At 44.4% G+C, this 26,197-nt stretch carries 20 protein-coding genes and 1 tRNA gene; 14 read left to right on the top strand and 7 right to left on the bottom strand.

The features are described from left to right. Positions 1-88 precede the first annotated feature (88 nt). From G6N79_RS09430 to G6N79_RS09405, 6 genes are all read left to right on the top strand, one after another. Entirely contained in the window at positions 89-478 is a 390-nt protein-coding gene (locus G6N79_RS09430) for a hypothetical protein (protein WP_146060658.1), read from the top strand. Continuing rightward, entirely contained in the window at positions 471-4,724 is a 4,254-nt protein-coding gene (locus G6N79_RS09425) for a phage tail tape measure protein (protein WP_103907344.1), read from the top strand. The genes G6N79_RS09430 and G6N79_RS09425 overlap by 8 nt, the downstream gene beginning before the upstream one ends. A 3-nt stretch (positions 4,725-4,727) precedes the next feature. Then, positions 4,728-6,632, top strand: coding sequence for a hypothetical protein (locus G6N79_RS09420; protein ID WP_103907345.1), 1,905 nt, complete (start codon positions 4,728-4,730; stop codon positions 6,630-6,632). A gap of 348 nt (positions 6,633-6,980) precedes the next feature. Then, positions 6,981-7,682, top strand: coding sequence for a DUF6808 domain-containing protein (locus G6N79_RS09415; RefSeq protein ID WP_103907347.1), 702 nt, complete (start codon positions 6,981-6,983; stop codon positions 7,680-7,682). After that, positions 7,683-8,741 (top strand): hypothetical protein, encoded by a 1,059-nt coding sequence (locus tag G6N79_RS09410; RefSeq protein WP_103907348.1) that lies wholly within the window; start codon positions 7,683-7,685, stop codon positions 8,739-8,741. A gap of 17 nt (positions 8,742-8,758) precedes the next feature. Next, the gene (locus G6N79_RS09405) at positions 8,759-11,575 is read left to right on the top strand and encodes an alpha/beta hydrolase family protein (protein WP_103907349.1); all 2,817 of its coding nucleotides are present in this window, start codon (positions 8,759-8,761) and stop codon (positions 11,573-11,575) included. 74 nt (positions 11,576-11,649) lie between these two features. Here the strand turns inward: G6N79_RS09405 and G6N79_RS09400 are convergent, their stop codons facing one another. Further along, positions 11,650-12,906: a site-specific integrase gene (locus G6N79_RS09400; RefSeq protein ID WP_103907350.1), complete on the bottom strand. Its 1,257-nt coding sequence runs from the start codon at positions 12,904-12,906 to the stop codon at positions 11,650-11,652. 145 nt (positions 12,907-13,051) lie between these two features. Further along, positions 13,052-13,133, bottom strand: a tRNA-Leu gene (locus G6N79_RS09395). A gap of 327 nt (positions 13,134-13,460) precedes the next feature. Between G6N79_RS09395 and G6N79_RS09390 the strand changes: the two genes are divergently transcribed. Beyond that, positions 13,461-13,988, top strand: coding sequence for a hypothetical protein (locus G6N79_RS09390; protein ID WP_103907351.1), 528 nt, complete (start codon positions 13,461-13,463; stop codon positions 13,986-13,988). 105 nt (positions 13,989-14,093) lie between these two features. On the opposite strand, the gene G6N79_RS09385 is transcribed toward G6N79_RS09390, so the two are convergent. The 4 genes from G6N79_RS09385 to G6N79_RS09370 all read right to left on the bottom strand — a co-directional run bounded on the left by G6N79_RS09385 (position 14,094) and on the right by G6N79_RS09370 (position 19,158). Next, positions 14,094-17,135, bottom strand: a complete 3,042-nt coding sequence (locus G6N79_RS09385; RefSeq protein WP_103907352.1) for an AAA family ATPase — start codon at positions 17,133-17,135, stop codon at positions 14,094-14,096. A gap of 3 nt (positions 17,136-17,138) precedes the next feature. After that, positions 17,139-18,365 (bottom strand): metallophosphoesterase family protein, encoded by a 1,227-nt coding sequence (locus G6N79_RS09380; RefSeq protein WP_103907353.1) that lies wholly within the window; start codon positions 18,363-18,365, stop codon positions 17,139-17,141. Positions 18,366-18,469: 104 nt separating this feature from the next. Continuing rightward, on the bottom strand, positions 18,470-18,745 hold the full coding sequence (locus tag G6N79_RS09375; protein WP_103907354.1) for an Rdx family protein: 276 nt from the start codon (positions 18,743-18,745) through the stop codon (positions 18,470-18,472). A 17-nt stretch (positions 18,746-18,762) separates the two neighbouring features. After that, the gene (locus tag G6N79_RS09370) at positions 18,763-19,158 is read right to left on the bottom strand and encodes a c-type cytochrome (RefSeq protein ID WP_103907355.1); all 396 of its coding nucleotides are present in this window, start codon (positions 19,156-19,158) and stop codon (positions 18,763-18,765) included. A 216-nt stretch (positions 19,159-19,374) separates the two neighbouring features. On the opposite strand from G6N79_RS09370, the gene G6N79_RS09365 reads away from it, so the two are divergent. After that, positions 19,375-20,094, top strand: a complete 720-nt coding sequence (locus G6N79_RS09365) for a carboxylesterase family protein (RefSeq protein ID WP_103907356.1) — start codon at positions 19,375-19,377, stop codon at positions 20,092-20,094. Positions 20,095-20,102: 8 nt separating this feature from the next. After that, positions 20,103-20,612 (top strand): hypothetical protein, encoded by a 510-nt coding sequence (locus G6N79_RS09360; RefSeq protein WP_103907357.1) that lies wholly within the window; start codon positions 20,103-20,105, stop codon positions 20,610-20,612. Positions 20,613-20,623: 11 nt separating this feature from the next. Here the strand turns inward: G6N79_RS09360 and G6N79_RS09355 are convergent, their stop codons facing one another. Continuing rightward, complete coding sequence (locus G6N79_RS09355) at positions 20,624-21,436, bottom strand: phosphatase PAP2 family protein (protein ID WP_234993247.1); 813 nt, start codon at positions 21,434-21,436, stop codon at positions 20,624-20,626. A gap of 249 nt (positions 21,437-21,685) precedes the next feature. Between G6N79_RS09355 and G6N79_RS09350 the strand changes: the two genes are divergently transcribed. From G6N79_RS09350 to G6N79_RS09330, 5 genes are all read left to right on the top strand, one after another. Further along, a complete protein-coding gene (locus G6N79_RS09350) occupies positions 21,686-22,513 on the top strand; it encodes a hypothetical protein (RefSeq protein WP_103907359.1) in 828 nt (275 codons plus the stop codon). A gap of 32 nt (positions 22,514-22,545) precedes the next feature. After that, complete coding sequence (locus G6N79_RS09345) at positions 22,546-23,742, top strand: ankyrin repeat domain-containing protein (RefSeq protein WP_103907360.1); 1,197 nt, start codon at positions 22,546-22,548, stop codon at positions 23,740-23,742. A 7-nt stretch (positions 23,743-23,749) separates the two neighbouring features. Next, positions 23,750-25,081: an ankyrin repeat domain-containing protein gene (locus G6N79_RS09340; protein ID WP_234993248.1), complete on the top strand. Its 1,332-nt coding sequence runs from the start codon at positions 23,750-23,752 to the stop codon at positions 25,079-25,081. 46 nt (positions 25,082-25,127) lie between these two features. Next, entirely contained in the window at positions 25,128-25,514 is a 387-nt protein-coding gene (locus tag G6N79_RS09335) for a DoxX family protein (RefSeq protein WP_103907362.1), read from the top strand. A gap of 83 nt (positions 25,515-25,597) precedes the next feature. Continuing rightward, positions 25,598-26,095, top strand: coding sequence for an STM3941 family protein (locus tag G6N79_RS09330; protein WP_103907363.1), 498 nt, complete (start codon positions 25,598-25,600; stop codon positions 26,093-26,095). Positions 26,096-26,197 lie beyond the last annotated feature (102 nt).

Raw genomic sequence — 26,197 nt, 5'->3', positions numbered from 1 at the left:
CTACTGAATTGCCGGCACTAACTCCCGATTTACCTGTCCTTTATATGCCATACGTATGGCGCTACATTCGTTGCATCAACTTATCACCATGGATGCAATCAGATCTAAATTCATAGAGAATACTTTACGGGATGAAGGGAACCGCTTTATTCGGAATCAGGGCATCGCCATTAAGAATGCTTTAAAGAGCAGGACTGGAAATCTGATCCGAAATCGTAAAGCCACGGTCACAGGAACTGGATCCAATGCTCAATTACACATTGAAGTTCCTGCTTATACCAGGTTCTTGGATATCCGGAATAAATTCAAGCGTAGCCGGAGGGGCCAAAGCAAGCGATCATCCGGACGTGGTCTGCAGATCTATAATCGATTTGTCATGGGTCATTATTATGGATTGGCCGAACGTCTTCAATTTGGATATACACAAGAGACCATCGATATGATCCGATCCAAATGGGAAGGAGGATTTAATGGCTAAAAAATTAAAATCTGAAACCCTTGCCCTGGATGTTATCGTCAATGCCAATCAGGCACAGAAAGAAATAAACGATCTCGCACGCGATATCACCGATGCTACCTTCCGGATCAAAGAGCTGAAGGAAGAACAGGCTTTGCTGGCCAAGGAGGGAAAAAAGGATTCGGAAGCCTACCGAGAACTTTCCGGGGAGATTCGCACCAATCGCGATCGCGTGAAGGAATTGACAGCTCAACAGGATCGACTGATCAAGAATTTATCACTGGAGCAGAAGACAACCTCCCAATTAACCCGTGAGCTAACCGATTTACGTCGATTGCGAGCGAACAGTATTCCAGGATCCGAGCAATATAAACAGTACAGTAAGCAAATAGAGATAGTAACCTCCAGGCTGTCGGAGCTTAGAGAAGGTGCTGAACGCACTGGACAATCTGTTGATTCCCTATCCAATCGGTTTAAGGGATGGGTGGCCTCTGCTGCTGCAACAGCTGCATCCCTTGCAGCCGTTACCATGGGTGTCCGGAAAGCTATTACGGAATATGCTAGTTTCGATGATCTACTTGCTGACGTGATGAAGACCACCAACCTCAGCAAGGAATCAGCCAGGGAATTGAATGAAGAACTTAAGGAAATCGAAACGAGAACATCCCAGGAAGATTTATTGGGACTGTCCCGTATCGCCGGGAAGTTAGGCTATAATGAAATTTCGGAGATCACCGAATTTGTCCGGGCAAATAATCAGATCATCGTTTCCCTGAATGAGGATCTCGGTGGAAATGTTGAGGAAACGGTCAATAAGATTGGCAAGTTGGTCGACATCTTTAAGCTGAAGGATATTTATAGCACAGAGGATGCATTCCTAAAGGTTGGTTCCGCACTGAATGAATTGGGAATGGCTTCCACCGCCAACGAGGGTTATATGGTGGAGTTTGCCCGACGGATGGCGGGGGTTGCTCCATTGGCCAAGGTTTCCATCGATCAGATATTGGGATTGGGTGCAGCACTTGATCAGCTCGGTCAGACCGAAGAGGTTTCTTCCACAGCGCTCAGTAAGCTGTTCGTGAAAATGGCTTCAAATGCAGAAACGTACAGCAAGTATGCCGGCATGCAGGTAAAGGATTTCCAGCAGCTGCTGGAGAAGGATTTCATGGGCGCATTTACCAAGGTGCTGTCCGGTGTTAAGGACAATTCGAATGGCATCAATGAACTTGCATCGACCTTAGGTGACCTCGGTGAGGACGGTGGACGCGTAATAGGGGTATTGGGCTCATTGGCCAATAATGTGGATGTACTGAAGGGTTCCATGCAATTGGCGAACCAGGCGATGGAGGATGGCAGCTCCATTACCCAGGAATATGAAATCAAAAACCAGTCTGCCGGGGCCAAATTGGCGATGGCGCAAAAGCAGGTAAAGAACCTTTGGATCGAACTGGGAGAAAAGCTCTGGCCGGTAATGACCCAGGGATTTGGAATATTTGGGACCTTCATAAAATTATTGAGTTCCACCATTACCTTTATTTCCGATAACTTCCGCGTGATCAGCAGTTTGACCGTAGCTATCATCGCTTATTATACAGCGGTTCAGATTGCCGCGAAATGGGAAGCCATCACCACTGGTTTGATGGCGGTAAAACGTGTTGCCGCGCTATCTCTCAACTTGATTATGGCCGTTCTTACCGGTAATATCACGCGGGCAGCTGCTGCACAGCAATTATTGAATATCCGGATGTTGGCCAATCCATACGGATTAGTTGCTGCAGCAATTTTGGGATTGACAGCATACCTTATCCAATATTCATCCAAATTATCGGATGCCGAAAGGGCGCAGAAGGCGGTTACCGACGCAACATTGGAAGGGAAAAAGGCGGTTGCCGGCGAAAAGGCATCCATTGAACAATCAATTTCCGTTGCGATGGATCGAGCTCAAGCAGATGGCGTTAGGTTAGCAGCTGTAAAACGGCTGCGTGATATAATGCCGAATGTACTTAAGGACTATACCGATGAGCAGATTATGGCCGGAAAGGCCAAGCAAGCCATAGATGAATACACCAAGTCTTTAGTCAAACAAGCGACAATTAGAGCATCGAGGGGGAAACTTGAAAAATTGGCTCAGGCAAAGTTAGAAGAAGAAGATCGTAAAGAACGTGGGTTCTCCGGTGCGACAATCAAAGAAAGAATGGAGGCTATGAGTCCTGAAACATTTTTAAGCAATGATTGGCGAAAGGCCTACGAAAAACATGTCGATAATAATATTAAAACGATCGAAACCGAAGAATTAAAACTAGCTTCCTTCATTGGAAATATGGAAGCATCTATGTTAAATGCAGTAAAAGGTGAAAAACCTGATCCTACAAAAGATCCTGTTACGGTATCAACCGCTTCCGGTGGAGATTCGAAAAAAGCCGAATCCTCCAGAAAAAAGGCGTTCCAAAAGGAGCTCCAGGAGGCAGAACAATACTATCAGGAAAGCTTGAAAAAAGAAGGATTATTCCGGAAGGATAAGCGCCTGATGACTACTGAAGAATTGGAGAAAATGGCGGCTATCGAATCAGATTACCAACAGAAGGTGGATCAGATTCACAGTAAATACAATCAGACACTTAAGGATACAACCAAATCGGCTGAAAAAGAATTGAATTCCCGTTTATTGGCAGAATCTAAAGCCATTGATGCCATCCTGCTCAAAAAACAATCTGAAGCCGAGGCTGAAGTTGCTGCATACCAGGAACGCTTGGCGAAGGCCGGATTATTCGGGGTACAACGCGAGGAAATGACTGCTCGGCAATTACGTGCCCTGGAAATATTGGAGGCTGAACATAAAGCCAATTTAGCGAAGATTGATGCATCTGCGATCGCCAAGGAGATTGATACCCGCATAGCCGCGAATAAGGACATAGTCACCGACCTCCGTATTAAGCACATGGAAGAACTGACCGCCATTCGGACGCTAGGTCAGGCTAAACAGTATTTATCAAAAGACCTTACCTCACAAGAACTCGCTCAAGTAAAAACTCTCGCTCAGGCGAAAAAACTCATTCAGAATCAACAGATGTTGGAAGAACAGGCGTTGCTGAGAAGTCAATTGACCAAGCTGGCCGATGTCCTCCAACGTGCGCAAACTTCCGGAGAATTCGATGGATTGGTACTTTCCGATAAGATTCTATCTGAAGAGGAAAAAAAGGTCCTGCTTGATCGTATCCGAGAAATTCGGGAACAGCTCGCAGGGTTGACTGGAACAGAGAAAAAAGATGACCTGGATAACTCGGACAGGGAAAAGGTCGATATTTTAGGTATGACAATCGGCCAATGGGAAACATTATTCTCAAATGTCGATACTACAATTGAAAAGATTAAACAAGTTATTAGCATTCTTGGTGCTGCAGGTCAAGTATGGAGTTCTTATAATTCATTGGTATCCGCGAAAGAGAATGCTCAGTTGCAGCAGGATGAACGCGCCAATAATCAGAAAAAGGAGAATCTTAAGCGGAGATTGGATTCCGGGGTTATCTCCCAGGAAGAGTATAACAAGCAGGTTGAGAAGCTCGATAAGGACCTAGATCGCAAGAAGGCCATTGTGGCCCGTGATCAGGCGAAACGTGATAGGAATGTGGCACTGATGACTGCCATTGTCAATACGGCCAAGGGGATCACCTCAGCATTTCCCAATCCATTCCTTATGGCATTGATAGCTGCTGTTGGTGCTTTACAGATCGGTACTATCGTGGCCACTCCCCTTCCGGAAATTCCTGGAGCGGAAACCGGCGGAAATTTCTTGGATGTCATCCGCGCACAGGATGGCAAGAAATTCCGTGCAAAATCAGATCCGAATAAACGAGGGTTCATTTCCAGTCCGACTGTTCTGGTCGGGGAAAAAGGAAAGGAATGGGTCGCAAATAATGATGCTGTAGAGAATCCACATATTAAGCCAATTCTTGATGTGCTGGATACTGCCCAGCGCAATGGATCAATCAGTACGATGACGCTCAGCGATATCATTGGAAATACCCTTGGCAACAGAATACAGGGTCGACAAATCGGTGGATCCATTTCAGGATCGGTTTCACCCTCGGATAGAAGTACCGGTGGAAATACCTCATTGGAAAATTTGCTCCAGCAGAATCTATTGGCGATAAATGAGCTCAAAGCAGCCCTCCCGAATATTAGGGCAACGGTAACCTTACTGGGCAAGGAAGGGTTTGTCGAAAAAATGGCAGAATTGAATACCATACAGAATAACGGAAATTTTTAATCTATGCTTGAAATTATTATTGCTGATATCAGCGTTGACCTCCATAAGGATATACAATTGGCAATTACGGTTGAAAACCCACTCATGACCGAGGATCGGATTCCGGCGCCATATTCTTTGAATTTTGAAATTCCGCCAACCCCGAGGAACCTTAAGGCATTTGGATTTCCTGATCGGATTGCAAGTTATGGCGTAAATGGGAATGCGAGCAAATTAAATAAATCCTGTTCCATACGATTCAATTCGATTGAAATTTTGAAGGGACATGTTGTATTTCTAGAGTTTCTCACCGATATCAAACTACAATTTATTGGCATTGACTTCAATGAATATCTGAAGGCGCCAATGAACACCCTGGACATTGGAAGAAAATATTTTCCCGGGAGCTACAATATGGTGGATTTCAACAACTCTTTAAATTTTGCCTACAACTACGCACGATGGGCAGATGAATTGGGGAGCGGTTCTCGAGGGGATATGGTTGCCGGACCCATCGTACTTGTCAATGAAAACCACCCATTTACAAATTATAGTGAAATTCATAAGGGTATTAGTCCGTTTGGAAGATTCGAGTATTATCAGAAAAAAGATAGATATAAAGCACAGGACCAAGAATATATTAATATGTTCAATCCTATGAACGGAAGGTTCTTACTTGAAGAGCATCAGGATGGCAACAATAACAAGAGAAACAGTCATGCCAACATTTTTCCCCAATTCCGTATTGGCTATCTATTCGATGCAATATTCGGCAATATCCTTCTTAACAATCCATTTAGACGGGGTTATCTTTATGACCTACTGTTGCCCACCTATTATTTCAGTGAATGGCACAAACGGGAATCTGCCGACATGTCGTTCTACAATAAAATAGGTCATTTTCCTCCATTGGTTTCAAACCCCAGGCCAACTCCACAATCGCCATATTATAGTGAGCCTTATATTGAATTGAATGATTTTCTTCCCTCTGTACGATCAAACGATTTTGTAAAATCATTACTCAATCTGTTCTGTATGACTATGACGGCCACTAAAGGAAAATTAACAATTCTTGGCAACAGTGATATTTTATCGGCAGACGCATCAATTGATTGGTCCATGAAAATCAGTTCTACTTTGAATCTAAAGTTCGAAACTGGTAAACAATATCTATATGGGTATGAATCTAAGACGGACGAAAAGGCTAATATTTCAGCCTCCAAGCAAGTTGATGACATGTATGGAATGATGAGGGAACCATACCAATTGGATGAAACTAAATTTTATGAAAATAAATTTGTCGTTTTGAGCCAAATCTTTAAAAAAGAAGTTCAAGAGGTGTCGATAAGAGAAATTAATGGAACAGTTAATGAACACCAAATCAATTACTCTCTTGAGGATAATGGTTTTAATTTTTCTGTTGAAAAGGGAAAGAGAGAAAGTTTCAATATGATTTCTAACGCTATTCCATTGCCCATGTACCCTGCTCTATTATATTCCACATATTCTAATGAAGGTCCAAGGCATGAATGGTCTGTTCCCGGATTCAAAGATATCGATCGAAACAATAGGCCAAATGAAATCTACCTAACATTCTTCCAGGGCAGGAGATCGATTAAAGAGGATGAAAACAAAAGATATCCGGGATTAGGAGGGAATCTGGAAAAAAATACTACTGGACCAAATATACTATCGTGGGATGGTGAATTCGGCTTGTTTGAAACCTATCACAAAAATTTTGCTGAATGGATTGAAAGGGATAAAGTTAGCTTGAATGCCACTGTTGAGTTAAATATAGTGGATCTGAAAAACTTAAATGTTTTGGAAAAGGTTCATATCCGCGGACGCAATTTTTTGATAAAAAAGCTCCAGTATACCATTGGCCTTACGAGTATTTCACCCATTAATGCAGATTTCCTAGAGGCCTAGCGCTGTCCTTTAAATACCCCGCTCACAATTGGAATTTTACATCATGTTTCTAAAGCTGTTCGAACCGATATTTAACGCTCTCAATAAAAATGTCAAACTGACCTTGTTGACTATTTTATTGGTGGCATTGATCACGTGGGGCGGATTAGGAGAGCATCGACTAAGAAGCGCAGCGGCCAATTGTTTGGAAGCTGAAAAACGGAAAGATTCTATCATCGCTGTAAAAGACCGGCAGCTTGACGAAGTCCGGAACAGATTATTTGATTATGTGATGCGAGACAAGGAGACGCAATCAAACGATTCCTTGATCAGGGAATCAACAAATAAGGAAATTAATAAAGTAATGCCATGAAGAAGACCACATTTACATTGATTTTATTGCTGGTTTTGACCAGTGTTGCCTGTGTTATACTATACCGAAATTATAATGCTAAAAACAAGGAAAATCGGACGCTACAGGAACAATATGATAATGCCCTGAAGGCGAATGGTGCTGTTCCACTATCACCTATTGACACTATTTTTTATGCTGATAGCTCCAAAGTGACTTATATCTACAATACCGTGAGAACGACGGGGCCAGTAGATGGATATGTCAGTAAGGGATTAGCCGATACACTTGCCATTGCACTCAAGGTGGCGACCAAGGAAATCGATCGTTTATCATCTGCATTGGTCACAGCAGCGGGAAAGGGAAAAGGCGAACGAATTATTGACACCGTTTTGAAAACGGAATGGTTGGTTCTCCAGAAGGATCCTGTATTTGATGTTAAAGTAAATCTGAAGAACGACTCCATCTACCCTACTGCTAAAATACGCCTTACACAGGCTCATGCCCCCTATAGGAAGAACATATTCTCCAGGTACCAATATCGATCGGCCATCATGGCCAGTGATCCAAGGGTTGTTATTTCGGATGTATATGATGTGAATAAGATTCCCAAATCACCCAGGTGGGGATTAGGCGTTACGGCCGGGCCGGTCATCACCCCTCAGGGCATTACCTGGGGAGCTTCGCTTGGAATATCCTACGATCTAATTCAATTTTAAATGATTACGATTGCACAAGAACCAGATGCTTACAATTATTCTCTGAACCTACCCAATTTGAGGTTCCGATCTGACAAACCAACAATCGGGCTTAAAATGGAGTTGGGTGGCAGTTTATTGCTGCAGGAGGAATATAATGCTCCTCCTCAGGATGGCGTTTTAAATATCCAGATAAAACACTTGGTGCATTCTTTCATGGGATTTACCCTGCCAATCTATACCAATCAGATTACTGTCCATGATTTGGCTATCCAAGACCTGAAATTAACCTTTACCGATGGAGAAGAGGAAATAATCAGGTCCTATAAAATTTTGAAAGGCTATTTGCATACTTCAATCAAGGATATTTCCTCCTACTTCCGAAACTTTTGGTTGAATTTAACGCCTCAGCACAGTCAGGCATATTACCACCAACCGCTTTACCTGACAGCGCTACCATTGGAAGAAGAGAGCATCAGGATCCGCGCCAGGATGGTGGACGGCAGTGAAGTTGTAAAAACACTGGGTAAACTTGAAGCGAATAAGCTGCAATCGGTCAATCTCAATCCTGGAAAAATGATCTATCACCTTGGTGGAGAATATGTCTATTTCGAAGCATTCACAGTAAATACCAAGGGACAGGAGGTCAGGTTTAAGCGGTTCTTCTTTAAGGAACATTATGAATTCCAATCGGATGTATTTTTCTATCAAAATCGATTAGGTGGATGGGACACGCTGGTATTAAATGGCGAGATGCTCATTAGGCACAAGAACGTTGCACAGACGGCAATAATCGAAGAAATCGAACATGAATATTTCAATGAATTAGGAATCGAATTTGAAAAGAATTCCGGATACATGTCGACCAAGGATGATCACAGACAATATTTGGATTTTATGGCCAGCAAAGTTCGATATTTCTTATACCAGGGGAACTTGGTTCCAATCGTTATGACAGAAAATAAAGCGGAAGAGATCAAGGGGAGTTTAAATGGCCACACATTCAGTTTCCGATTAGCAGACACAAGCCAGTACCATCCAGAGATCGGTGCTACACCTCAATATTTAACAATTACCTAAACTAAAATATAATTGAAATGGAATCAAAAGTGAATCAATTGGCACCAATCGATGATTTTGAAACAGCATTCTTGCTAGGGCAATATGCATATGAAAATGGTTTTCGAGGCGTGACATTTAAAGAACTATACCAGTGGATTAAAAGTAAAATAGATTTAACGGGTTTATCAAATACAGCCGGATTACCTGAAACCTTTCCTCTCCCTGGATCTACTCTATCAGAATTTAATATTAATGAATGGACAATTCTTGGTCCGGGAACCTATAATAAAGTTGTGGAGGGAACTATTACTATCGCCGATGATGAATTCGCTTTCGCTCAATTTGATGGATTAGATTATAGCCGTGTATTAAGAATAAAGCTTCCTGACAGTTCTTCAAAAATATCAGAATTCACTACCGGCAATTATTCTAAGGATACTGTCAAAACTGTGGGTACTACCATTTACCGAGCAAAAGTGGATACTTCGCAGGCACCATCGGCAAATGCTACTGACTGGGAGGTTCTTGGGTCAACACAGGTCATCGAGGTCGGGAATCAGTTAGCTCCTACGAGTGATGCAACATATAAATATGTAGACCCTATTTATAGTGCTTTGGTTGAGCCTAAGCCTTATCAGAGAACAAGGATTACGTTAAATTCTACACCTGCAGTAGCAGGATTTGCCACCGGTGTAATGTTCACGATTGCAATTGGAGAGCAGAAGAGATTTAAGGTTGTACGCCCAAGTGTTCAGGGCAATAGGTTCAGGATTGGTTATTTTACCGATGATCCTATCGCATTGGGAAGCCAATTCCATGACCTGCTTAATGACACCGGAAATACCGTCCTTGAACATGAGGTTGAAGTTCCTGAAACAGCTAAGCATTTAGGCGTGTATTTGAGCAATGAGAGTTCGCAGGATATTAATGCACTTGACCTTGATATTCTGGCATTGGGTAAATACATGTCAAAGGAAACGTTTATTGTAAAGAATATTGAGCCAACGAGCAATAACCTATTCAATAAAGCTGACATCCTCTTAAACCACGATGTTGTCAGCGGAGTATTGCAGACAAGGAATGGATTTAATATGTCGCATCCCATCCCGGTGGTGCAGGGGGAATCATATACCGTTGTAGGGAAGACAATGAGCGTAGTCGGTAGGAATCTGTATTTCTTTAAGAATGCAAATGACACTACGGTGGATTCATCTATTTTAGGTGGCTCAGGCGTCAGTCAAACGTTCATTTCACCAATAACAGGGTTTGTAAGGACGTTGGTTAAGGATAGCTCATTCACATGGCTCGAAACGCTACAGATTAATCCGGGAAGCGTTGCATTGCCATATCAACCTTGGTCGGAACCTATCGAACGAGATGTGTTCAATCCTGAATTTATGCCCGAAACGGAGTCAAAGTCTATTGTCAAGAACGTTATCGTTGATATGGCAAGGGGTTCGGTTGATTCCACCGGACTATTACCTGCTGTTCAGCAAGATAAAGCATGGAAGGATGCTGAATTCCACAAGAATTTCAGGACACCAAGATACCTGAATCTAAAGGGTAAATTTTCCATCAATAAAAACGAACTGACTGCATATAACGTCTACCTGCATCAATACGACGATAGATTTGCGTTTATTTCCAGAACATTACTGACCGGAAACGAGTTTAAGTGCGATTCCAGAACTGAATACGTTAAGCTACATGTAAACAGAACGGATTCAGGCGTTATTACCAGCTTGCCATCGTTGAAGATAAACGGAAAATTCTCAGGCGATGTTTATACAATGAACAACAATGAGACCGGGAATAACGTAATGTCATTCATGGTCAATGTCACGACCAACGCCAATGGCAGGGATATGTTGGATCAGGGTCAGGCAAATGGGCCCGCACAGTATGACGCAAATTCATATTACACGCACGGTATTATCAGGCTACCAAAGAACTACGACCCAAAGGGGACTCCAGTAAGATTGATATATTTTGCGCATTCTTCAGCAGGTACGCAGTTGTTGGATTTCTATGCTCCTTATAAGCCTTACGTTCAGTATCTATTGGATGAGGGTTATGCAGTATTTGATATGTTCTCGTGGTCGAGTAAATACCCAGGGGTTACACAATACACAGGATGTCCGGATAATTCAGCTTGTTCGCAGAGCGTATATAATTATATAATTCAAAATTTCAATGTTCGTGCCGATGGAGTGCATCTGTTCGGAAAATCGCAGGGCGGCGTTCAGGTTGGTAACATACAGTACACAACTTCCATTCCGGTAAAATCAAAAGTATTCCTTGCGGCGACTCCAACACCATTCGGCAATAATTTTGGGTATACAAATGTTGAAAAGGAAGCTTCCATGAGGAGCTTCGGAGTTGAGGGCGATGTTTCACCATTATTCATTGTTGATGGAGATACGACCGTAACACCTTACTATAGCGCTGGGAGTAGATCATTTCTTTTGCAGCACGCCGAAAAGTTTGTCGGATATGTTTCGTGCTGGTGCGGGGTATTAATGGACACACCGGAAGAACAATTCCCCGACAGCTATAAGCCTATTCAATTATTGCCATTGAATTATACTAAAATCGACCATGTGCCAAGTAAGGCATTTTGCGCTCCAGATGATAGTTGGATTTACCAGCATTTAAAAGCCGTTCAAAAATGGACTAGGAAAGGCGGAGGCATCTTTGAGTTTAGGGATATGCCAACTGGTAGCGGAGACCCTCACCACACAACTGATACGGCTGGCCCATTCGTGAACGTTCAGACAAAGTTGGGGGGCGTTCTGAATAACATTCCGGTTGCTTGGGTAGAAATGTTGCAGTTTTTTAAACGATTTGATTAACCAAACCAAGCCCCTATCTCGGTAGGGGGATTAATATAGAAAATAACGATAAATTCTTTTATCACAATAAATTATTAAACATTTTTCATTTTCCACAACCCTTCAAAATCTCCCTGAATTTGAAGGGTTTTTTCATAATTATCCTCATCATCTACATGGGCATATTTTTCCGTCGTAGCTATCTTTGAATGTCCGAGGAGCTTTTTCAACAGATAGATGTCGCCGACGTATTTCATGATCAAATAACCAAAAGTATGCCTGGCCACATGTGAGGTAATAACCTTATCAATCTTTGCAAATCCAGCTAGATCCTTAAGGCTCCGATTATATTCCTGCATAGTAGGTAGCTCAAATAAATTTCCATTTGTACCATAAATAAATACCTTAGCTATTGGAATCAAAGGGATAGTTATGGTTTTTGGTTTTCGCTCAGAATTCTTCTGCATGGTGAACTTCATGAAATTATCGGAAAACATCCAGGAATATTTTGAATTGTACAAATCTGATATCCGGATACCCGAAAAGCAGCAAAATAAAAAGGCCTTCAACACATTAAATTGTGTAGGGTTCAATACATCAGCATCCATTTGCTGGATCAAACGCACTATCTCCTCCTTATTTAAATAGGTAGATTCACTCTCGACGTATGGGTTGGGAAAATCAATAACATCCTGAGGTACAAAAACCTGAATTTCATCCTTCGCATTGCCGAACAAGGCTTTTATATCCTTTATCCTGGTCCAAACAGTATTATGGCTGATTAGATTGCCATTTGCCTTCCTCCTCTTCTTTAACCAAGACCGGAATTCAAACATAAACTTAACGCTGACCTGATCCCATCTTAGGTTCTGGTTAAATTCCTCCAGGGCCTTTATTGTAGATCCATAATTTTTCCAAGTCTGTTCCGATATGACCTTTAATCTCATTAGCTCACGCCTACGTTTGATGAAATATCCGATGACCGATTTGGAAGTGTCGAAATAGAATAGCTCACGCTTTAGGATATCCGTATTTAAGTACCTTCCGGACAATCTATAAATTTTGGCTATCTCATTGATGCGAGACCGTTCCGACATAATGATCATATTGAAATCATTCGCATCGGAATCTCCTTTAAATCTTGGATTCAGGATGCTTTGGTCAAAATCAATTAGTTCCAGTGGCCAATCAAGGCTCAATGGGAAATAATCACGATCTAAATTTCCTGGAGTGGAAATATTTACCTGAATATTAATGGCAACATAGCCGTTTTTTTTCACACGATGCTTGTGCACATGAAGTTTGGTGGAAAACTTGAACATAGTTCCGGGTTCATTATTAACGATTCCCATACTCAGAAATTCATGTTAACACCGATGTTAGCAAAATTTCCGAAATGGATTAATAAATTACCCGAGTCAAGGGTTGGTTTGCGTTCCGGAAAGGGGGTTTTTAAACAAATAAAGCGAGTTTCACTGAAACCCGCTTTACCGTTAGTACCCAGGGCCGGGATCGAACCGGCACGAATTGCTTCATTGGTGTTTGAGACCAACGCGTCTACCAATTCCGCCACCTGGGCTTATTCCCTTTGGAACGATGCAAATATAGGGCTTATCCTTTATTATCCAAAAATAAAATTACGGTTACCACAAAACTAACTGATTTTAAGCCATTTTATTTTTCAAGCCGCCCCTATTTCCCACCAAAATCACGTCTTAACAGTTTTTAACGGATAGAAAAATAAACCTTAAGGGCATTTTTCTATCTATTCTTAAAACCCAATGGAGCGGGTAGTTGATCGAAAAGCGTTAACAAAGTTTAACATATTGCAGATTAAACGTTCACTACCGCAAAACACTCCAAAAGGTAAGAAACACGAATGAAAAACATTAAAAGAAATTGAGATATGAAAAAGATATTAACATTAGCAGCATTATTCGCAGGATTAAGTATTTCAGCATACGCACAGGACTCTACTCGCGTTCAGCATAAGAAAGAGGTTCGTCAGGAAGTTAAGCACCGCAAGCACCACCGTGCAGACCGTTTGCAAAAGAAAACACCTGAAGAGATCGCACAACTGAAGACCGATCGTTTGGATAAGGAGCTAAAGTTCACAGAAGCTCAGAAAAAAGAAGTATATGCTTACCATTTGGACCAAGCGAAAAAATGGAAAGTAAAACATGAGGAAATGCAGGTGGAGCGCGATGCTCGTCGCAGAGAGATGAAAGCGGAGCGTGAGGAGTTCCAGAAGTTACTGACTCCAGAGCAGCAGGAAATCATGAAAAATAAAATGGCGGAGAACCGCAAAGATAGATTCAACCGCGACGGACAGCGCAATTTCAAAGATCGCCAAATGAAGCGTAAGGGAATGGACCGCAAGATGCCGGTAGAAAAAGAAGTAGAAGAGAAAACTGTAGAAAGTTCAAACAGCTAGAAAGCGATATTAAAATTTTTATTAGTTAGTGGTTATATGTTTAATTGAGAAGGTCCCGCAGTGATGCGGGGCCTTTCTTGTTTTACATATTTCGGGTCTCCTGCTCTATTTCCATGAAGGATACAGCTGGGAACCATCCTCATGGTCCTTGACAACCGTAACGGACATCGGAATGCGCTCCTTCAGTTCTTCTACGTGGGAGATGATACCCACTACCCTATTCTCCTGGTGCAGATACTGCAGCGTGTCGAATACGGTATTGATGCTCTCAGCATCCTGCGTACCAAAGCCCTCATCGATAAAGAAGAAGTTCCTATCTGATTTATTGAGCGATTGGATATTCTCGGCCAATGCCAATGCCAGGCATAGCGAGGCTTGGAAGCTCTGTCCGCCGGAAAGCGTCTTCACTGAACGGCGGAACCCGTTGTTCAGGAAGTCGATAACCTCGAACTCATTGCTATCGTTGATCGTTAGGCTGAGTTGGTTCCTTGTCAGGCGGTGGAAACGGTGGTTGGCCATCTCGCACATCTGCCGGAGATGGATACTGGACACGTAATTCACGAAACCATTGCCCTTGAATAGGTTTTCCAGCGTCTTGAGGTTGGAACCGCGGTTATTCAACATGTCGAATTCTTCCAACAGCTTTTCCTTTTTCCCAAATTCGAGGGTCAGGTGCGCCAGTTCTTTCTCGAGACCACCGGTCAACGCCAATTGCAACTCCAACTCCTCTTTCTTGAATTCAAACAGTTTGTTGGTCGTTTCCAGGTCCTCTTCCGAAAATTCCTTGGATGCCAGGAATTCATTGAGGCTTTTGATCTGCGATTCCAGCACTTCCAAACGGACAAAATACTGTTGGATCTCCTGACGGATCTGCTCAACGGGAATAACGCGCTGGATAATGGACTGCACCTGGGTGATATCGGCGAAGCCATATTCGCGCAGGAGTTTGGCAATCTGCTCCTGCCGGGTCTTCAACTGTTGGTTATAGATACTCAGCTGGTCCTTGGCAGCGGTATACTGACCGACTACTTCGGCCAACTTGGTCTTGTAGGTGTTCAATTTTTGGTTCAGGCTGAGGTAATTCCCCTCCAGCTGTACGATATGCTGGTCGAGTTGCAGTTTCATCTTGCGTACCTCCTCCAGATCGCGTCCTTCAAATTCGGCGAAGTTCAACTGTTGCAATCCGGACTTGCTGTGCTGGCTAACGCCTTGTACGACGGCAATCTCCGCGCGGATGGCATCCAGTTCCTTTTCAAAGCGGGCAATGTTCTCCTTGCTCTTCTGCAGGTCCTGACGGATTAATTTCACTTCAGCCTCCATCGCTGCCGTCTGCTGCTCATTGGTCTTCAGTTGCTGTTTCTGGGATTCGAACGCACCGATATCGTCCGGTGAATAGCCCGGCCACTGGAAAAGACCGCCATGGACCGTCATTTCCTCCGCGCTACGCTGCTGAATGGCGCTGATACGGTCATGCTGTCCACGTTTGGATTGCATCGCTATGGAGGCCTTGGTCAGCTGATCACGCAAGTTCACGAAGGACGTACGCTCCTGCTCCAAGACAGACTTCTCCTGGTTCAGCTTATGCAGTTCGTCCTGCACATGCGCATTGACGGTTGGCTCTGGATGGTCCAAAGCACCACAGAGTGGACAGGGCGATCCCGGTTGCAGATCGGTGGCAAAGCGACTCAACTGCGCCTGCACCTGTAAGTGGGTTTCCTGTTCCCGTAATTTGCCGTATTTATCCTCAATCAGTAGTAATTCATTCTGGATCACCTGTCCCCAGTTGTCCTCGGTATACCCTGCTTGGTTAAAGATCTTGATATCGGCTTCCAACTCCGTTTGGTATTGGCTGATTTCCTTTTCGGCAGCATCCAACTGCTGTTTGAGAGTATCTTTCCGTTGGTACCATTTTTCCATCTCAATGAGTTGGGAAGTATCCACTTTCTCCGATTTGAGGTTCTCCAGGTTGATCTCCGCCTGCTCGAGCTTTTTGGCCAGGTTAAGTTCCGATTCTTTGGAGCGCTCCACAAAGGGGGCACCTTTCGCCAATCTATTCTGCAGTTCGACCTCTTTGCGCTCATTTTCCTTGATCAGGGAAATCAGCTTATAATCCTCAGCCTGCGCACGGAGTCCATTGATGTTGAGATAATCCGCCTGTATATTGGCAATCTCCCTTTCCACCACATCGATTTCGCGCAACTGCCGCTCTTTGACCACTTGGAAGTTCTCGATCTTATGGATCAATGTCTCCCTTTCGGTATTCAGCGATTGGATATAGTTCAATGGCTCACGGAAAGCCTGTGAAGTCCGTTCATACCGGTTCAGTTCGGCCTCTTGCTGCTTCACCTTCTCCTTACGGCTGTTGAGCTCCTCAAACTGGGCAGTTTTCTGCTGTACCTCCAGTTGCTTGTCTTTGAATTCCTGAAGGGATTGCACCTTGCCCAATAACTCCTGATAGGACACCTTGGTTTGTGCAAGCGTTTCCTTCGCCTCCACGACTTCCTTCTTCTTGCTTTCCAGCGCATCTGCCGACACGCTCTCAAACCCCGACAGGGCACCCTTCAGGTTTTCCAGCTTCCGGTTATTGCCGGCCTGCAGGAAGCCAACCTTCGGCCCTAGGTCGAATTTATTCAGGTAGAAGATCTCCTTCATCATTTCCGAACGGTCTTTGCCGCGCAATTCCAGGAATTCCTTGAATTGACCCTGTGGAATGATGATGGTCCGTCGGAAATTGGCGTACGAAAGATTGGTCACATGGGAACCATCGGCAGAATCCAGCGGAATCCAACCATCTCCGATCCACTCATAGGCCGTGCGCTCGATGGTGGTGGTATCCTCAAAATTCTTGCGACGCTTCCATTGCGCAACAAATCTGTATTTCTTCTGCTCGAAGTTGAGGAACTCAAAAACAATCATCGCCTGATTGGATTTGAGGTTCATCATGTTGTAGGAGCGCCTATCGGTTTTGTTCAACCGTTCGGTTTCACCATACAGCGCAAAACTGATCGCTTCCAATATGGACGATTTTCCCGACCCTACCGCGCCAAAGATCCCAAAGAGACCGGCTTCGGTGAGCTCGGTAAAATCAATTTCTTGTTTTTCTTGGTAGGAATATAGTCCTTCTATACTTAAATATAGTGGCAGCATATGTTAATCTTCTTTTTCTAGGGTATTTGCAGCGACCTCATCAAATAGGGCCATCAGTTCATCATTTGGATCCTGTCCATACTTGGAACGGAAAAAATCCTTGAATAAATCCTTCATATCCTGATCCAGGTTTACGGACTGTACCGTACAGCCTGGTTCCTGTTTTCTATTGACGATCGGGATGATATGGATGATGCCATCATGGGCTTCATGGATCCGCTTGAGATCGATTGCCGAAAGGAATTCGTCGGACTCGAGGGTTAATTCTACCAAGGCATGTGGATTTTCATGCAGCCACACGACCGCTTCATCGATCGAATGAAAGCGCTTGCGGTGCAATTGCCTTCCCTTTTCCAATGTTACGGTGCTGTATTGCGCCGGTTTATTGGGTTCCAAGTCCACAAGAACCACTTGCTTCTTCTGTCCAGCCTCGGAGAAGGAATACGCCAAAGGACTACCTGGATAGATGACGGGAGCATCACCTTGACCAATTTCATGGAAACGGTGCAGGTGACCTAATGCCGTATATTGGATCTGTGCCGGAATACTATCCGAATAGACCAGATCCGCATAGCCCAACCGAATGGGTTTTTCTCCTTCCGGTTCTTCCAGGACTTCGCCCCCACGCTTCAGCATGTAGAGGTGGGTGGTCAGGAGGTTTACCCCGAAGGAATCACAATATTGGGTCGCTAGGTTCCGCCAGCGTTCCTTCAGCACTTCCTGCAATTGCGCAGCCTTATCTTCAAAGCCGAGGAACTGTTTCAATCGCATTTCATTGGCGAATGCTGTGGATAGTATACGTATTGGATAATAATACTTTGGGATCTTTAACTCTACAAATCCTTCATCTGAACGGATGACATCGAATGCCCCTTCCACCGTCAATTGCTTGGTCACCAGGTTTGGCTGACCGAAGAAGAATATCCCACACTCACGTGCCAGTGGATCTGGAGAATCCACCCGATCTGGGGAGTCGTGGTTTCCGGCGATAGCGATTACGGGACGCTTACCGTTGTTCGTTAATCTTTTTAAGGTTTTATACAGTAATTCTGTGGCTTCAATGGGTGGATTAAAGGTATCATACAGATCGCCGGAGACAACGACGAGGTCAACCTCTTCGCGGTCCGCGATCTGACAGATTTCGTCCATGACCTCCCGCTGTTCCTCCAAACGGGAAAAGAAATCAAGCTTTTTACCCAAATGCCAATCTGCAGTGTGTAATATGCGCATTTACAAAAAATCTGTTGTGGTGAAAGTTAAAAATACAGATTTTTTAATGGTATAAAGGTTAAGAAATGTGAAAGATTAGGTAAAGAACAGGTAAGAAAATGCATCTAGTGGTCAGCGTGGCCCAGGTCCTTGTCCGGGTTTACCCTGTTGCGAACCAATTGTTTAAGTTCCTTGATTTCGGGAAAGCGCCCTTCCCTTTTCCGGTCGAAAATTTCTTCCGTATCGACAAAAACTGTGTAACGACCCGCAATTTCACTGGGTTCCAACTGCACCCCTTGAATATCATCCACAAAGGTGGTCAGCAGCTCCTGCGACATGTAACTCGCGCGAAGCATCCAACCACATTTGGGACAATATGTTATACGAACCAAAGGTTTCATTGAACTAGTTTAATCAATTATTTTTCAATGGTAAAAGGTTCTGTTTTTCCGTTATGACAGGTATTGCAGGAAATGTTCATGACCATCCCATCATGTTCGTGGTTAAGGTATTTCTTATTGATTTTTTTCGTCATCTTGATCATCTCCCGAGCGACATTTTTCTTTGGATTTTGATCCGAAGCAAAGTCTAACCCTTTCTCGCCATTCGCCTTTGGCGCATGGCAATGGTTACATTTTACGCCCAATGCCATATTGAATGATTTCATTGTCTTGTCCAATTCCTCATGGCTGATGTTCTTCGGCAGGACTTTCAGGTTGGTTGGACGAGGGTGCTCCTGATCTGCATGATGAAAGGCACTTAGCCCTGCCACCATCGCACATAATGCGACGAGTGTGATTATTTTTCTTTTCATAGCTCTTCAATTTCTAAATGGTACCCCAAGATAATAAAATACGAGCAGAAATGTAATAGAAATGTCATGAAAATTATATTGCACTTAGTATCAAGTTCTTGAATAAACTTATTTGTACAGAAATAGCAGAGTTGCTATCTTGCGAACTTTGTTTTAAAATCACAGTAATTCACAGGCATTATTCGGAGCTAATCCGCTATTAATTAATGTAATATAATGACAAAACATCTCCTATTGACGCTGAGTCTGCTGCTATGCGTTGCATTTGGCAGTTCTGCACAGCTAAAGTCGTATAAATCAAAATCTGGCTACTCCTATTGGGTTCGCACGCCGACCAACCTGAAACCCACTGATAAACTTCCTGTTATTATCTTCCTGCACGGACGGAGTCTTTCTGGCCATGACCTGAACCGCGTGAAGCGCTATGGGGTATTACGTGCCATTGAGCGCGGAAAAGATCTTGACGCCATCGTCATTGCACCGCAAACTTCCAACGGCTGGAACCCTGACAAAGTAATTGAAGTATTGGATAAGGTATTAAAGGATTATCCAGCTGATGAACAGCGCGTTTATGTGTGCGGCATGAGCATGGGAGGCTACGGCACCATGGATGTAGCCGGTAAGTATCCGGACCGCATTGCTGCAGCTGTCGCCATCTGCGGAGGAGGCACCAAAAGCTATGCCTGCAACCTAACGCAGGTACCGCTATGGATCCAGCATGGAAGTGCCGATACGGCTGTTCCAGCATCCGAATCCAAAAAGATCTACAATGCGATCAAGAAATGCGATAAGAACGCCGATGCGACCCTAACGATCATCCCCGGCGGTACGCACGGAAGTGTGGAGCGGTTATTTCATGGCGAGAAGATCTATGATTTCATGTTCCGTTACAAAAAGAACGACAAGGCCCTTACCTACAGCAAGAAAAGAAAATAAGCAGCACCATGACCGTCATCCACGTCCATGACCGCATGCAGCAGGACTATAGCTATACCCTGACCGCAGCTATGGGCCAGGACTTCCATCCGGAATTCCAACCCGAACTAAGCCCTGCGGAAATGCTGGAGCTTGGCGTTTTTGGCGGTAGATACTTGACGGATTGCACCGAAGAGTTCCCGACATCATGGTTTGCAAACGCCAAACTTTACGTGGGAGAAAGCCCATTTGGCGACCCCAAGCTGAACTATTTCCAGATCATTGCTTCGCAGCCCCGTAAAATATGGCTCGAAAAAGGCTGGATTCATCCCCAAGATCCGCGCGGATGGTTTCAATGGTACTGTCGGTACTTTATGGGCAGACGATCTGAGGATGACCTGCGACAGATCAAGCGTTGGAAAGCGATGAAAAGACATGCGGCACAGGTAAAGGGAAATTGCCATTTCGGAGACCTGCAATGTCGCCCCAAACAGCGACAAGCCCTGTTGCAATGGGCGTATGACAGCATCAATCTATAGGAAATATCCCCTCAATGGAGGCTACAGTGCAACGATAGCCCATATTGCTCCCCATTATAGGTCGGAATCAGGACGTATGCGCGTTTCTTTCCCTTCAACCTGCCTTCCACCAAAGGGAGCAGCAGATAGGCCGCTTTGACGCTTAAAATGCCTACCCCTGCCCCCATTACGACATCTGAAAACCAATGTTTATTATTGTACATCCTGAAAAAGCCGGTTCCTGCAGCGACTGCATACGCCGAAACGCCATACCAGACGGATTGGTGCCTGTATTCCTGCCACATCAGCTCTGCCCCTACAAATGCGGTTGCCGTATGTCCTGAAGGGAAAGAGTTAGCTGCGGAATGGTCCGGTCGCATGACGGGCAGGCTTCCCTTCATCAGGTTGACTGTCCCGGCCATCAGTCCATGCGCTACTAAACCCGTAAATAATCGCGACTTAAAATTATGCTTTGCTTCGACCCCGAGCAGATCTAACGCCAAAAAAGAGGCCGTCGGTACATATTGCGTATAGTCATCGATCGGAAAGCGATCATGGTTGTCCCGTTGCAACCCGTCGCGTAGCCCGCGGTCCTGATGTTTGATGTAGGGATTGCGGAGCGATACAATCCCAAACGTCAAGAATACGGCCGGAACGGCATATTCACGGTGATACATTGGGGATACTTTCCCATCCACAGCTTCACCCTCCTGAAATCGAGCCGTATCCGCCCGCTGCGCATATGCTGAAAGACCTATACACATCGTCAGCAGTAAGACCCCGGCACTTTTTACCACGACACGATCAATCTGGGAAATGTATTTAAAAACCAAAACACACATCATCGACAAACGAAAAATAAAAACAATGTAAATTCAGATTAATTGTATTAATAATTAATATTTAAATTAATACTACCAAAATACATATTTTCACTTTCGTTTACCATACCAAATCTTAGGTATTTTACGGCTGTAGTCAATCCGCTATCCCCGTATACAATTCATCTACACCCAAATATTTTGACAATCTCACCGATTATATTAGCGTTTAAAGAGCAAGTAGCAATTCACTAGAAATTAAAAGCACTTCAGATGCGCCTATTCAAATTCACACTGTTCATATTCATCATCATGGGAAATTTCGGTTGCCGTGCGGAAAAACAACGGCCAGACTCTACGTCCTTACGCATATTGGAGAGATTGGGCATTATCATGCAATTTGACGATGCGCTGCAGGCCTATTCCCCGGCGCACATGGAACAGATCATCCGGAACAAGACCACACCGGAATTTGCAGCCTACAAGAGAAAATACTTCAGCAAGCCTATTCAGGACACCTTGGCCGTGCTTTTCCAGAAGCAGTTTAACGATGCAGAGATTGAAAAATTCAGTAAAATGAATCCTGAGGACATACATGCTAACTCTCCTGACAAATTCGACAGATTTGAACGCGACCTGGAAGACCTCTATGATGCGATTTATACGGATGCAACACGGTTGATCTCAGGCATACACCTCAACGGACAGCAACCTGATCCGTCAAAACCGCTTGCCTTTTTTAGCGTCGATCGTCCAGATGGCATTTATGTCGTGGAAGGATATGACTCCTATATGCCCCAGAACATGAAAATTCCTGCAGAACCCTTCCTTGCCTCCACTCAGATCAAGCAGCTAATAGGGCTTGAACTTGCCCATAACATGCCCGGTCTGCGGTTAACCGTGAGTGAGGAAACCGGAAACTGGATGCATGACAACCTGCCCAAAACACAGGATGTCAAGTTGTTGTTGGTAAACGACGGCAAAGCCATCCTACTAATGTCACCAGATCCAGATGTGTATGCCGAAAATTGGACTTTCCACTGCCCTACGATTGATAGCGACACGTTTGATCAGATCGGATTAATTTTCCCTGAACCCTAATCATTTTTTGAAATCCATACAAACCCTTCACCATGCTAGAAAAGACGCCATTTATCCAAGCTGTAGAAAGCAAGAATTTTGAGGAAGCCATCCTACTATTCAATCAGGGTGCACGCATTCCCGACACAGCAAAATCATACGATTACCCCCAATTCTATGATTCTATCCTGCGGAATAAGGGCTATGACCTCCTGATGGCGATGGCCGATGCCGGCACCATCGAGCGCGACATCTATGCCCTCGACGATTGGAACAACAGTATATTCAGCAGTCTCCTCAACGTGAGAAATGCGGATGAAGACTACCTCGTTTTCCTGAAGGAATTTGTCGCCGGATCGGAGAATATCAATGATGAAGTCAATGGACACACTTTGTTAAGTTACGCCATTGAAAAGTCAGTGAACCCCTCCATATTCCAAGCCTTAATCGAAGCTGGCTGTTCGGTCAATTTCAGGACCAATGCTGAGGATAACTTACTACACCTTATCATTAAGAAACACGGCATAACTCCCGATAATCTAGAAACATATACCCAGATATTGCTTGCTGAAGGCGTAGACATCAACGACACGAATAAGGTGGAACAAACAGCGCTGCATCTCGCATTGAACTCCAATAAAAAGTCGATTGTGGACACCTTACTGGCGCATGGCGCTCAACCTAACCTTCAGGACAGCAATGGTATTTCGGCCTACCACATTGCCATTGCACATAAGTTCGATCTGGAAGTATACGACAGGCTATCACAATACGAAACGATGGATTTCGAACAGCGGAATATCGATGGGGTGAAAGCCTTGCATGAATACCTACGGATGATCCAAGGCCAGCAGGAGGAACATCCGAAATTATTGCTGCGGCTATTGGAAGATGGCGCAGACCTGACCAGCACTTCGCCCCATTACCAAAGGGAGGTGTCCGGTTGGGATTGGATCGCCAAAAAGAAAGCAAGCCTATTCGAACAGGTATTGGCCCATCAGGATATCGATATTGATCATCAAGATGATACTGGCAACACCTTATTGCACAAGGTTGTATCTGTAGACAGCAATCATGATCAGCAGGTCGCTCGCGAAACCTACAAAAAGGTAAAGAAACTGTTGGATCTTGGCGCATCCCCCAACCTCACCAATAATGCGGAACAAACACCGATGATGATTGCCGCAGAGGATAACCTGAAGAACAAAACGGTCGAATTATTATTACTAGCACAACAAAAAGAGAACTAGCATGTCCATGTCATTTATAATCGCCTGCGAAGGCGGAAAACGAAAGATAGCAGAATTACTGTTGGCCAACAAGGAGGTCGATGTTGCATATACCGATGAAAAGGGGCGTACAGCGCTCCACTATGCCGCACATCGCGGCTACTTGGATCTGGTGAAGATCCTTGTGGAGGAGGGTGCAGACATTGATTATGAAGATCATCAGGGGGAAACACCCCTATTCTTTGCCTGTTTGCAAAAGCAGAAACAAACGGCTGTGTACCTGATTGAGCGAGGAGCCAATTGTGCCTTGAACGATCTCAAAGGAAACAGCTTACTTCATCTCACGGCCTCTACCGGCCAGTCGGATGTGCTGCAACTCCTTTTGGATAAAGGCCTGGATGTCAACCTATCGAATAACAACACCGACACCCCTTTGCTTTTAGCGGTGACCAACCGCAGCACCGAAGCCGCAAAAATATTGCTACAGGCTGGTGCAGATCCGGCAGCATCCAACAAGATTGGCAATACCGCTCTATTGCTGGCGACCAAGAGTCGGCAGATCCCCATGGTCCAATTGCTGTTGGATAACGGTGCAGATGTCAATCAGACCAATCAGCTTGGGGAAAGCCCCTTGCTTGTAGCCTGTTATGAGGGCAACAAGGCAATCGTTAACCTGCTGCTGGACCATGGAGCGGATGTCAATCTAAGCAATGAAAACGGCATGTCTCCCATCTGGTACGCCTGTGCACACAATCAGAAAGAAATCGTTGCCACCCTATTGGACCATGGCCTGGATGTGAACCACGCCCGCCCAGTCACTGGAAATGTACAAGCGCTTTATGGCTACCTGGACTATGTGGAAACCAACAGCAACCTTTCTCTGGATGCGCAGTTTAATTTCAATGCGCACCTAGACCAGGGTGGCGAGAGCCTCTTGCACCATGCCGTTAAAAATGGGCACCTGAGCATGGTGAAACTCCTCATTGAGCGGGGCGCTGCCATCAACCAACAGGATGAGTCCGGTAATTCGGCATTGCATTATGCAGCCGCCAATGGTAAGAAAGATGTTCTGAAATATCTTTTGGAAAACCAAGCTGATCCGCAAGTGGTGAATATTAAAGAACAGAAGGCCATTGATTACGCCAATATCAAAGGATTCAATGAAATTACGGCACTCCTGCTGCAGTTCGGGTCTCCAGCTTCGCATGCAGTTGCGGCACCACCGCCCCAACCGCAGCACGTAGCCAATACCGGAGTTGACAAGAAAAAAGCCCTTATGGACCTCAAAGAACTTTTGGACGCTGGCATATTGACCCAGGATGAATTCAATGCTGAAAAAGCAAAGATTCTTCAGGGATAGCTATCATAATTCAACACGAATTGCGTTATTTGGATAAATAACCAATATGAACGACAAAACCGCTATAGGACTGCTGCTCCTACGCCTATTCCTAGGGATCCGCATTATTTACGGGGTCATGGACAATCTATTCAGCTGGGAACACATGCAGGAATTTGCCGGCTTTCTAGCATCTTTCCATTTTCCCGTCCCGATTGTATCTGCTGTTACTTCCGTGCTGATTCAATCGATCTGTGGGCTTTTAATACTGATCGGTTGGCAGACACGCTGGGCTGCAGGACTCCTTGCCGTAAATTTCATCGTTGCACTGACCATGGTTCATTTCCGCAATGGGGACACCATCGAGGCAATGACTCCGCCATTAGCCATCCTTTTTATTTCGGCCGCATTGGCCTTTACAGGCCCTGGAAGGTATGCTGTAGATAAAATGTAGAGACGCCAGAAGCAACCTTTTTAGGGGAATACACGTTGTTTATATAAATTTGATTGCTGAAACATTTCAAAAAAACACGAGTTATGGAATCATTTGAATTTAAATACGGAAAAGGTCAACAGCAAAAAATTGCGCTATTTTTCCTAGTCATAGGAATCGTTGGGCTGGTATTTATCTACTATGTTTATTTTGTCGACACACGCGCACTGATCATGTGGAAGGTCACTTCCGTTTTCCTGGCACTTTTGGGCTTTGGGGCATTTTTAAAATTGATTTTGGCGCCCAAAGATCCGAATGAGGTTGCCTTGCGCATCGATGCGCAGGGAATCACGGGCAAGACAACACCTGTGGCCAAAGCTGCAGGACTGATTGACTGGGAAGACATCACACATATCGATCACAGCGGGAACATGATGTTTGTGCAAGTAATCAATCCGGAGAAGTATGCACAGCGCATGAAAAACTTCTTTGTGAAGGACACCTTTATGAAAACCAACAAAGGATATATTAATTTTTCCCTTATGGAATTGAATGCAACGGAAGCTGAAATTCATAGTGCAATAACGAAATTCTACAATTAAGACGAATTATGAGCAAATAAAACCCCTTTAGCATTTTGTTAAGGGGGTTTTTCTATGGATTCGTTACAGCAATCCTATCCATTCCCTGAATATTTGCCGTAT

Origin of the sequence: Sphingobacterium lactis, assembly GCF_011046555.1 — a bacterium.
GTDB classification, from domain to species: Bacteria; Bacteroidota; Bacteroidia; order Sphingobacteriales; family Sphingobacteriaceae; genus Sphingobacterium; species Sphingobacterium lactis.
The sequence above is the reverse complement of the archived record's forward strand: the minus strand, read 5'-3'. Positions and strand labels throughout refer to the sequence as shown.

Coding starts and splice junctions, on each gene's coding strand:
- G6N79_RS09355 (WP_234993247.1), bottom strand. CDS start 21,436: ATGATGTGTGTTTTGGTTTTTAAATACATTTCCCAGATTGATCGTGTC.
- G6N79_RS09390 (WP_103907351.1), top strand. CDS start 13,461: ATGAAAAAGATATTAACATTAGCAGCATTATTCGCAGGATTAAGTATT.
- G6N79_RS09380 (WP_103907353.1), bottom strand. CDS start 18,365: ATGCGCATATTACACACTGCAGATTGGCATTTGGGTAAAAAGCTTGAT.
- G6N79_RS09405 (WP_103907349.1), top strand. CDS start 8,759: ATGGAATCAAAAGTGAATCAATTGGCACCAATCGATGATTTTGAAACA.
- G6N79_RS09430 (WP_146060658.1), top strand. CDS start 89: ATGGATGCAATCAGATCTAAATTCATAGAGAATACTTTACGGGATGAA.
- G6N79_RS09365 (WP_103907356.1), top strand. CDS start 19,375: ATGACAAAACATCTCCTATTGACGCTGAGTCTGCTGCTATGCGTTGCA.
- G6N79_RS09400 (WP_103907350.1), bottom strand. CDS start 12,906: ATGGGAATCGTTAATAATGAACCCGGAACTATGTTCAAGTTTTCCACC.
- G6N79_RS09335 (WP_103907362.1), top strand. CDS start 25,128: ATGAACGACAAAACCGCTATAGGACTGCTGCTCCTACGCCTATTCCTA.
- G6N79_RS09360 (WP_103907357.1), top strand. CDS start 20,103: ATGACCGTCATCCACGTCCATGACCGCATGCAGCAGGACTATAGCTAT.
- G6N79_RS09410 (WP_103907348.1), top strand. CDS start 7,683: ATGATTACGATTGCACAAGAACCAGATGCTTACAATTATTCTCTGAAC.
- G6N79_RS09330 (WP_103907363.1), top strand. CDS start 25,598: ATGGAATCATTTGAATTTAAATACGGAAAAGGTCAACAGCAAAAAATT.
- G6N79_RS09425 (WP_103907344.1), top strand. CDS start 471: ATGGCTAAAAAATTAAAATCTGAAACCCTTGCCCTGGATGTTATCGTC.
- G6N79_RS09375 (WP_103907354.1), bottom strand. CDS start 18,745: ATGAAACCTTTGGTTCGTATAACATATTGTCCCAAATGTGGTTGGATG.
- G6N79_RS09370 (WP_103907355.1), bottom strand. CDS start 19,158: ATGAAAAGAAAAATAATCACACTCGTCGCATTATGTGCGATGGTGGCA.
- G6N79_RS09385 (WP_103907352.1), bottom strand. CDS start 17,135: ATGCTGCCACTATATTTAAGTATAGAAGGACTATATTCCTACCAAGAA.
- G6N79_RS09340 (WP_234993248.1), top strand. CDS start 23,750: ATGTCATTTATAATCGCCTGCGAAGGCGGAAAACGAAAGATAGCAGAA.
- G6N79_RS09350 (WP_103907359.1), top strand. CDS start 21,686: ATGCGCCTATTCAAATTCACACTGTTCATATTCATCATCATGGGAAAT.
- G6N79_RS09345 (WP_103907360.1), top strand. CDS start 22,546: ATGCTAGAAAAGACGCCATTTATCCAAGCTGTAGAAAGCAAGAATTTT.
- G6N79_RS09415 (WP_103907347.1), top strand. CDS start 6,981: ATGAAGAAGACCACATTTACATTGATTTTATTGCTGGTTTTGACCAGT.
- G6N79_RS09420 (WP_103907345.1), top strand. CDS start 4,728: ATGCTTGAAATTATTATTGCTGATATCAGCGTTGACCTCCATAAGGAT.